Raw genomic sequence first — 6,502 nt, 5'->3', positions numbered from 1 at the left:
CCCTGGAGGCCCCCGTCATGACCATCACCGAGCTGCCGCGCACCCCCGGCCGGCACCCCGACCCGACCCCGCCGGCCGGGGGTGCGCGGCAGCTCGGTGATGGTCATGACGGGGGCCTCCAGGGGGCGGTGAAGGGCGTTGCCGAAGCGATCGGGGGTGTTGCCGAAGTCGAGGCGGCAGTTGCCGAAGTCGGGGTGCGCGGCGCCGAAGTCGGCTCTCCGAGGCCCACCCGCGGGCGAGTGGGAGCGGGAGAACCGGCGGCCCGCCCGGCACAGGGCGGGCCGCGCGGTCAGCAGTCGGTCGCCGCGAGCCGGACCGGCTCGATGCGCCAACCCGTAGGCGAGGAGTCCGACGGGGGCTTCGACCCGGGCGGGCACGGGGCCCAGCCGCCGGGGACCGCGCCGTCCTTCTCCGCAGCGGTCTCGGCTCCCTCGCGGGAGCGGTGAACACTGTGCAGCTCACCCCGGCGGTACAGAAGATAGACGGCATCGCGGTCGCGCTCCTCCTGCCGGCGGGCGGCGCGCAGCAGGGTGCGGAGGACGACGCGGTCCTCGTGGTCCAGGAGCACCTGCTCCTCTGCCCGGCGCAGCTGCAAGCGGGTCTCGGTGTGGGTCTGGTCGAGCGCCTGGAAGCTGTTCTGAAGCGACGTGATCAGCTCGATGTCTTCGGCCTGCTGAGCGCGGTAGTAGGAGAGGTGGTCCCGGGCCTCCTCCAGTGCCTCCTCCAGGTCGGGGACGCGGTGGGCGCGTGCGGTGAGGTCGGTGAGGGTGCGGGTGCGGGTGATGCGGATCATCGGGTGCTCCAGGGTGGGGTTGGCCGTCCCGGGGTGGGCGGTTCTCCGGGCCCCACCACCAGGCGGTGGTGGTGGGGTCGGGGGAACCGGCGCGGCCCGCACCCGATTCGGGGTGCGGGCCGCGCGGGCGGTGAGGTGGGGTCAGCTGAGGTCGACGCCGTCGGGGATCTCTCCGGCGCGCAGCTCGGCGGCGATGTGCCGGTATTCGGCCGCGTTGCGGCGGGCGGTCTCGCCGGCGCGGGGGGCGCAGGCGCGGGTGGTGGGGGAGTTGGTCGGGTCGGCGGCGGCTCGGGCGGCGTCGGTGGCGGCGGCGCCGGACCGGGCGGCGGCGCGGGCGAAGTGGGCGGCCTCGCGGTCGAGGTCGGCCTGAGTGAGGTGCTCGGTCATCGGGTGTGCCTCTATCAGGTGTGGAGGGAGTGGGTGGTGACGCGTGCGTGGATGTGGTCGGGGATGCCGGGCTCGTCTGCGGGGTGGCGCTTGCGGATGCTGGTGGTGCAGCCGGGCTCGGGGCACCGGGCCGTGGAGACGCGGTAGCCGATGCCGGTCAGGTGGGGGCGGAGTGCGGTCCAGATGACGGTGCCGAGGGAGGCCCCGGCCACGAGGGCGAGGGGGAGTGGTGCGCCGGAGTCGGTCAGCTCCGAGGTGAGGAGGATGGTCTGTGCGGTGGAGAGGAGCGCGGCGGCGGTGTAGGCGATGCGGCGGTGGATCAGGGTGCGGCGGGGCAGGCGGTCGGTCATCGGTTCCTCCAGCTGGTGGTCGCCGTTAGCGGGGGCGGGGCATCTGGCAGCCGAGGCAGTAGTCGGGGTTGCCGGTGCGGACGCCGCAGCCGGAGCACGACCAGGTCTCGGAGCAGTCGGGGTGCGGCGGGGCGGGGACGCTGCTGTGCGCGGACGGGTTCGTCATCGGGCACCGCCGCTCTTCGCTGCGGCGCGGCGGGCGTCGTCCTGGCGGGCGCGGCGGAGGGCCTCTTCCGCATCGGAGTTGGGGAGGGGCTGTGGGAGGATGTGGGTCACGACGGTCTCCAAGGTCAGTCGTGTGCAACCCCCGGTGCCGCCAAAGCTGCCGGGGGTTGCTCGTTGTGTGGGGCGCGGGTCCTGCGTCCCCCGCGCACCACCACCCGGCCGGGGCCGGGTGGTGGTGACGGGCAGCGCAGGCGTCCGTTAGTGGAGGTCTTCGCAATCGGCGACCCAGCACTGGTGGGGCCAGCAAGTCACGCGGTCGTCTCCGTGCATACCGCAGTCCTCCAATTCGTCGTCCTTCGCGATGGCGGCGGCGAGCTTGGCGTCCATGTGTGCTCCTGTGGTGGTGGGTGGGGCGCGGGTCCTGCGTCCCCCGAGCACCACCACCCGGCCGGGGCCGGGGGTTGGTGGTGACGGGCAGCGCAGGCGCTGCGGTGCGGTCTCCTGTTCCGCATGGGCCGCTCGGCCGGAGGGAGACGCGCGGTCTCCGGGGTCTGCGGGTGTGCCATGCGCGTTCTTTTGCGTCGCAGCTCTCGCGACAGCAGGTCTGCTACTGCCGAGATGCGACGGGTCTCCACTACTCCTCGGCCGGTGTGGTCGCGGCGTCGTCGGGGTGTGGATCACGCTGTGGAGTTGAGTGAGGTGCAGTTACTCCCCTTGGATCCCGCGTGCGGGAGAGCCTCTGGGGGCGAGGGTTGGGTACGGGCCGTCGGGCCCGGCTCCCACTGCGGCGACCACCAGCTGGTGGAGGGCGCCGCCGAAGGAGTCGGAGCGTCAGGCCGCCGCGCGCAGCGGGGAGGTGGGAGGCGGGGGGCCGTCGGTGGCGTGGAGGGAGTGGAGGACGGCGGTCAGGAGGCGGTCACCGTCGTGCGGGCGGCGGCAGCGAACGAACATCTCGTCCACCCGCAGCCACGGGGTCGACGCGTGGTCGCGGGCGGCGGCACGGGCCGCAGCGGCCACGTGCTCGGGGAGGCCGGAGGCGGAGTCGATCGCGGCCGGGGTGAGCGGCGCGGTGCTGCTGGCGGCGGCGGCGACGTCGGTGGCGATCCCGTGGGCGAGGTGCCAATCGCTCACCGGGAGAAGGCCGGCTACGTAGCCAACGAGCCGGTCGGCGGGGGCGGTGCGGGCGGTGGTACCGGGCATCACAGTCTCCTCATCACGCGGTCGGTGTGTGCGGTTACATTGGTAACTTGATACAGTCACCGTGTCAAGTAAGTAGAGTCATTCCAATCAGTGAAGGAGGACCGTACGATGCCGTGCATGACGATCGACCGGGCTGCGCAGCCCTACCAGGCCATCGCGGACGTCCTGCGCACCGACATCAGGACTCAGCGACTCGCGCCTCACGCACAGCTGCCTCCCGCCCGCGAGCTGGCGGCCACGCATGGCGTGTCCGTCGGGACCGCGCAGCGCGCGTTGTCCGAACTTCGGCGCGAGGGGCTCATCTACACCCACCAGGGGCGGGGCTCCTACGTTGCTGACGCGCCGGTAGCCGCACCAACAGGTGACCTTCAGGCAGAGGTCCAGCGCCTGGAGGCGACCCTCGCCGATGTGGTTGAGCGCCTGGAGCGCCTGGAACGAAGAGAACCGAAGCTTTGACATGACGCTAATCACAGTCGAGATGTGGCTGATGGCCCATCACAGAGCACTACTCAACTCCATGCGCAAGCCGCTTCACAGGTTTTCAACATCCGCGTACACACGTCATTTGGCTCGCTGACCTTAGGGTCGCGACCATGTCACCGGAGGATGAAATGAAAGGCAGGCTCGGCTGGCGGCCAGAGCGTCTGCGACAGCAGCGCGAGGCCCACGGCCTGACGCTGGAGCAGGCAGGCGAAAGCCTGCGCGCAGCAGCGGCACAGGCAAAACTGAAGGGAATCCCTGCCGCCAATCCACAAACGCTCTGGCAGCACGAACAGGGCGAGGTCTACCCCGGCCCTCCGTACCGTCGCGCATATTGCCTTCTCTACGGTGCTACTGAACCGCAGCTGGGATTTCGTACCGCGCTCCCCGGAGAGGAATCACGCTTCGAGCTCACGCCGCTGCCCGAGCAGCGAAATGGGCAGCATGTACTGGCAGTCGAGCGCGCTCTGACACGGATCGCCCCCGGCGCAGAAGGTATCGACCACCTCGGAATTCAGCGGCGCGTGCTGGACGCGTGGAAGCGGCGCCGCACCGGAGGTGACCCGCATCGCCCTGTGGTCATCCTCGTTGGTGGCTTCGCCGGATCAGGTAAGAGCGAGTTCGCGCGATTCCTGACTCAACTCACTGGATGGCCGCTCTTGGACAAGGACCCGCTCACCCGTCCGCTGGTTGAGGCACTCCTCGTCGCTCTGGGCAGTGATCCGCACGACCGACACACCGACCTTTACCGCACCCAGGTGCGGCCAGTGGAATACGCCAGCCTCATGGCAGCCGTGAAAGCGAATACCAGCTGCCAGATCAGCTCGGTAGTGTCCGCTCCCTTCATCTCGGAACTCGCAGATCCCGAGTGGATGCAGCGCCTCAGTCATCAATGCGCCGCCGCTGGTGTGGACGTGGTGCCCATTTGGCTGCGATGTGACGCAGAATCAATGCGCGAGTACATCACGCACCGAGGTGCGGCGCGCGACTCGTGGAAACTCGCTCGCTGGACTGAGTACCTCAGCACAATCGACGAAAGCACGCGGCCGGCCGTCCCTCACCTAGTGGTCGACAACCGGATGGGGGCCGCTATCTCCCTCGCCGACCAGGCGCGCATGGCGCTCGGGGCGGTGGCGGCATGAGCACCGGGATCATCCTCTATGGCCCCCCAGCCTCGGGTAAGGACAGCATCACCGAGGCCCTCGGGTACCCGTTCCAGCTCTTCAAGCGGATCAAGGTCGGCCCGGGCCGAACCTGCGGGTACCGCATGCACACGGAGGACCAGCTCCGCGCAATGCGCGGCGACGTCCTCTACCTGAACCGCCGGTACGACGCTACGTACGTGATCGACCGATCCGGCATCGAGGAGGCGCTGGCGGAAGCCGTTCCGGTGGTTCACCTCGGACAACTAGACGGGGTCCGCGCCCTCTCAGCTGCGGGCCTCGGCACGTGGATGACGGTGCGGCTTGAGTGCCGACGCGACACCACGCGAGCGAGGGCTCAGGCGCGAGGAGACCGTGACGTCGCTGCCCGTCTCGCAGCTTGGGACGCCACGGCCGCGGACCTCGCTACGGGGCCAGACCTGCCGTGGCACCTGGTGGTCGATACCGAACGGCACTCGCCGGCAGATGCAGCGTCGATGGTCCGAGGCGCGTTGCAAACTGACTGGCCGTCAACGCTTGCGTGACGGTGGCGCCTGCGAGTGGCGCTGGGATATGGTCACTCGCAGCCATAGGCACGTCACTTTGAAACACAACTGAACAGTTCCGTACAGCACAAAAGGGCCTCCCCGGCTACCAACCGGTTCGGCCCTCTTGATTCCGATGACTCTCGATCCCCGGCCTGGCAGCTTGCGATCAGGAGTCACACAACAGGAGCTGTACGTATGTGGTCCAGCGCTCGGCTTACCAGGCCGCGCGCTGGGAACCAGGATGCCAGTAGTTGCGCATTTTTGCTACTGGGCGCCGCTACCAACGGCGTTTCCGCAGGTCAGGCCATGTGCGTGCGGCTCCGTTAGGAGCAGTAGCACCCGTGTCGCCGCAGGTTTCGCCCGAGGTTTCGTCGCAGGTTCCGTCCCCGGTTTCGCCGGGGGCGCCCTTTGGCGTGCCTGGGGGTCTGGTGCGGGCGGTGGACGAGCAGTGGGTTCACACCACCTCGGCGCGGAAGTGCCAGCCTCGGGCATGGCTGCGGGCTGTCGAGTGGGCGGTCGCGGCCGGCCTCCATCCCCGGGCCGGTGCCCGCACCGTCGCCGTCGCGCGGGATATCCGGGACCGGATGGGGTTCGACACCGGGCACGCGATCTACGACCTGGACGGCACCGCTACCCGGTTGGGCGTTCACCGCGCCACCGTCAAGCGGCACGTCGCCATTCTCCGCCAGCTCGGCCTGCTGGTGTGGGTGCGAGAGGGTTCGCGCCGCAACCTGCATATCCCGGGGCGGCTGTACACCGCGACGGCCGCGATCTACGCCGGGACCATCCCCGCCGCCTACGACGCCGCTCACGGCCTGGTGACGGCCGGTCAGGGCTACGACGCCCGCGTGGTCCGCTACACCGAGGCCGGGCGGGAGATGGCGATCCGGGAGGCCGGGGAGGACGCCCGCCGACGGGGCGTCAAGTCCCGTCCCCCGAAGCGCTCGAAGACCAGCCGGGGGGGCCGCCGCGGACCCCGACGCGCTTCCTCGGCGGCGGGCCGTGCGCCCCATTCCCTTCCTCCTTCCCTCCTCGGTTCTCCTCAGATGGTGGGTGGTTGTAAAGACACACGTCCCGCGCGTCGAAAGACCAGCCCCCCCTCGAAAACCACCACCAGGAGCAGCAGCAGCCGGAGCGGCTGCGGGCCGCGCCGCCCGGCCCTCCAGGTCGCCGCTGACATCGAGATCGCCCGGCAGGTCCGCCCCCGCGTCCGCTGGACGCAGCGCGAGAGCCTGCGGCGCCTGGCCTACGCCCTGCGCCCGTACATCGACTGCGGCCTCGATGCCGACGCCATCCGCACCGAGCTGGCGCTGTGGACCCGGCTGTTCGAGGGCATCGGCATCGGATGGCTGCCGCGTAGCCCCGCCGCGTTCATCACCAAGCAGCTTCGCAACCCGGAGCTGCTGCCCGAGCGCGCCCCGAACACCACCCCCGCCC

8 protein-coding genes and 1 pseudogene are annotated in these 6,502 nt (G+C 70.2%); 4 read left to right on the top strand and 5 right to left on the bottom strand.

Features of this window, described 5'->3' with window-relative positions:
• Positions 1–289: 289 nt before the first annotated feature.
• The 5 genes from E0D90_RS22220 to E0D90_RS22210 all read right to left on the bottom strand — a co-directional run bounded on the left by E0D90_RS22220 (position 290) and on the right by E0D90_RS22210 (position 2,895).
• Positions 290–793 carry a hypothetical protein gene (locus E0D90_RS22220; RefSeq protein ID WP_130799805.1) on the bottom strand — a complete coding sequence of 168 codons (504 nt, stop codon included), beginning with the start codon at positions 791–793 and terminating at the stop codon, positions 290–292.
• A 141-nt stretch (positions 794–934) separates the two neighbouring features.
• Positions 935–1,180, bottom strand: coding sequence for a hypothetical protein (locus E0D90_RS27270; protein WP_170215034.1), 246 nt, complete (start codon positions 1,178–1,180; stop codon positions 935–937).
• A 14-nt stretch (positions 1,181–1,194) separates the two neighbouring features.
• Entirely contained in the window at positions 1,195–1,530 is a 336-nt protein-coding gene (locus E0D90_RS22215; protein ID WP_130799804.1) for a hypothetical protein, read from the bottom strand.
• Between the two features lie 25 nt (positions 1,531–1,555).
• Positions 1,556–1,696, bottom strand: a complete 141-nt coding sequence (locus tag E0D90_RS26755; protein ID WP_157996911.1) for a hypothetical protein — start codon at positions 1,694–1,696, stop codon at positions 1,556–1,558.
• An 830-nt stretch (positions 1,697–2,526) separates the two neighbouring features.
• Positions 2,527–2,895, bottom strand: coding sequence for a hypothetical protein (locus E0D90_RS22210; RefSeq protein WP_130799803.1), 369 nt, complete (start codon positions 2,893–2,895; stop codon positions 2,527–2,529).
• A 117-nt stretch (positions 2,896–3,012) separates the two neighbouring features.
• Between E0D90_RS22210 and E0D90_RS22205 the strand changes: the two genes are divergently transcribed.
• The 4 genes and pseudogenes from E0D90_RS22205 to E0D90_RS22190 all read left to right on the top strand — a co-directional run.
• A complete protein-coding gene (locus E0D90_RS22205; RefSeq protein WP_157996910.1) occupies positions 3,013–3,351 on the top strand; it encodes a GntR family transcriptional regulator in 339 nt (112 codons plus the stop codon).
• Between the two features lie 137 nt (positions 3,352–3,488).
• A complete protein-coding gene (locus E0D90_RS22200) occupies positions 3,489–4,517 on the top strand; it encodes an AAA family ATPase (protein ID WP_227870404.1) in 1,029 nt (342 codons plus the stop codon).
• A complete protein-coding gene (locus tag E0D90_RS22195; RefSeq protein WP_130799801.1) occupies positions 4,514–5,062 on the top strand; it encodes an ATP-binding protein in 549 nt (182 codons plus the stop codon). The genes E0D90_RS22200 and E0D90_RS22195 overlap by 4 nt, the downstream gene beginning before the upstream one ends.
• 587 nt (positions 5,063–5,649) lie before the next feature.
• A pseudogene (locus E0D90_RS22190) lies at positions 5,650–6,502 on the top strand (cell wall protein); the annotation flags it as partial.

Origin of the sequence: Streptomyces otsuchiensis (assembly GCF_004305975.1) — a bacterium.
Taxonomy (GTDB): domain Bacteria; phylum Actinomycetota; class Actinomycetes; order Streptomycetales; family Streptomycetaceae; genus Streptomyces; species Streptomyces otsuchiensis.
Note: the sequence above shows the minus strand (reverse complement) of the source record. Positions and strands in the feature narration are given on the sequence as shown.

Coding starts and splice junctions, on each gene's coding strand:
- E0D90_RS22220 (WP_130799805.1), bottom strand. CDS start 793: ATGATCCGCATCACCCGCACCCGCACCCTCACCGACCTCACCGCACGC.
- E0D90_RS27270 (WP_170215034.1), bottom strand. CDS start 1,180: ATGACCGAGCACCTCACTCAGGCCGACCTCGACCGCGAGGCCGCCCAC.
- E0D90_RS22215 (WP_130799804.1), bottom strand. CDS start 1,530: ATGACCGACCGCCTGCCCCGCCGCACCCTGATCCACCGCCGCATCGCC.
- E0D90_RS26755 (WP_157996911.1), bottom strand. CDS start 1,696: ATGACGAACCCGTCCGCGCACAGCAGCGTCCCCGCCCCGCCGCACCCC.
- E0D90_RS22210 (WP_130799803.1), bottom strand. CDS start 2,895: ATGCCCGGTACCACCGCCCGCACCGCCCCCGCCGACCGGCTCGTTGGC.
- E0D90_RS22205 (WP_157996910.1), top strand. CDS start 3,013: ATGACGATCGACCGGGCTGCGCAGCCCTACCAGGCCATCGCGGACGTC.
- E0D90_RS22200 (WP_227870404.1), top strand. CDS start 3,489: ATGTCACCGGAGGATGAAATGAAAGGCAGGCTCGGCTGGCGGCCAGAG.
- E0D90_RS22195 (WP_130799801.1), top strand. CDS start 4,514: ATGAGCACCGGGATCATCCTCTATGGCCCCCCAGCCTCGGGTAAGGAC.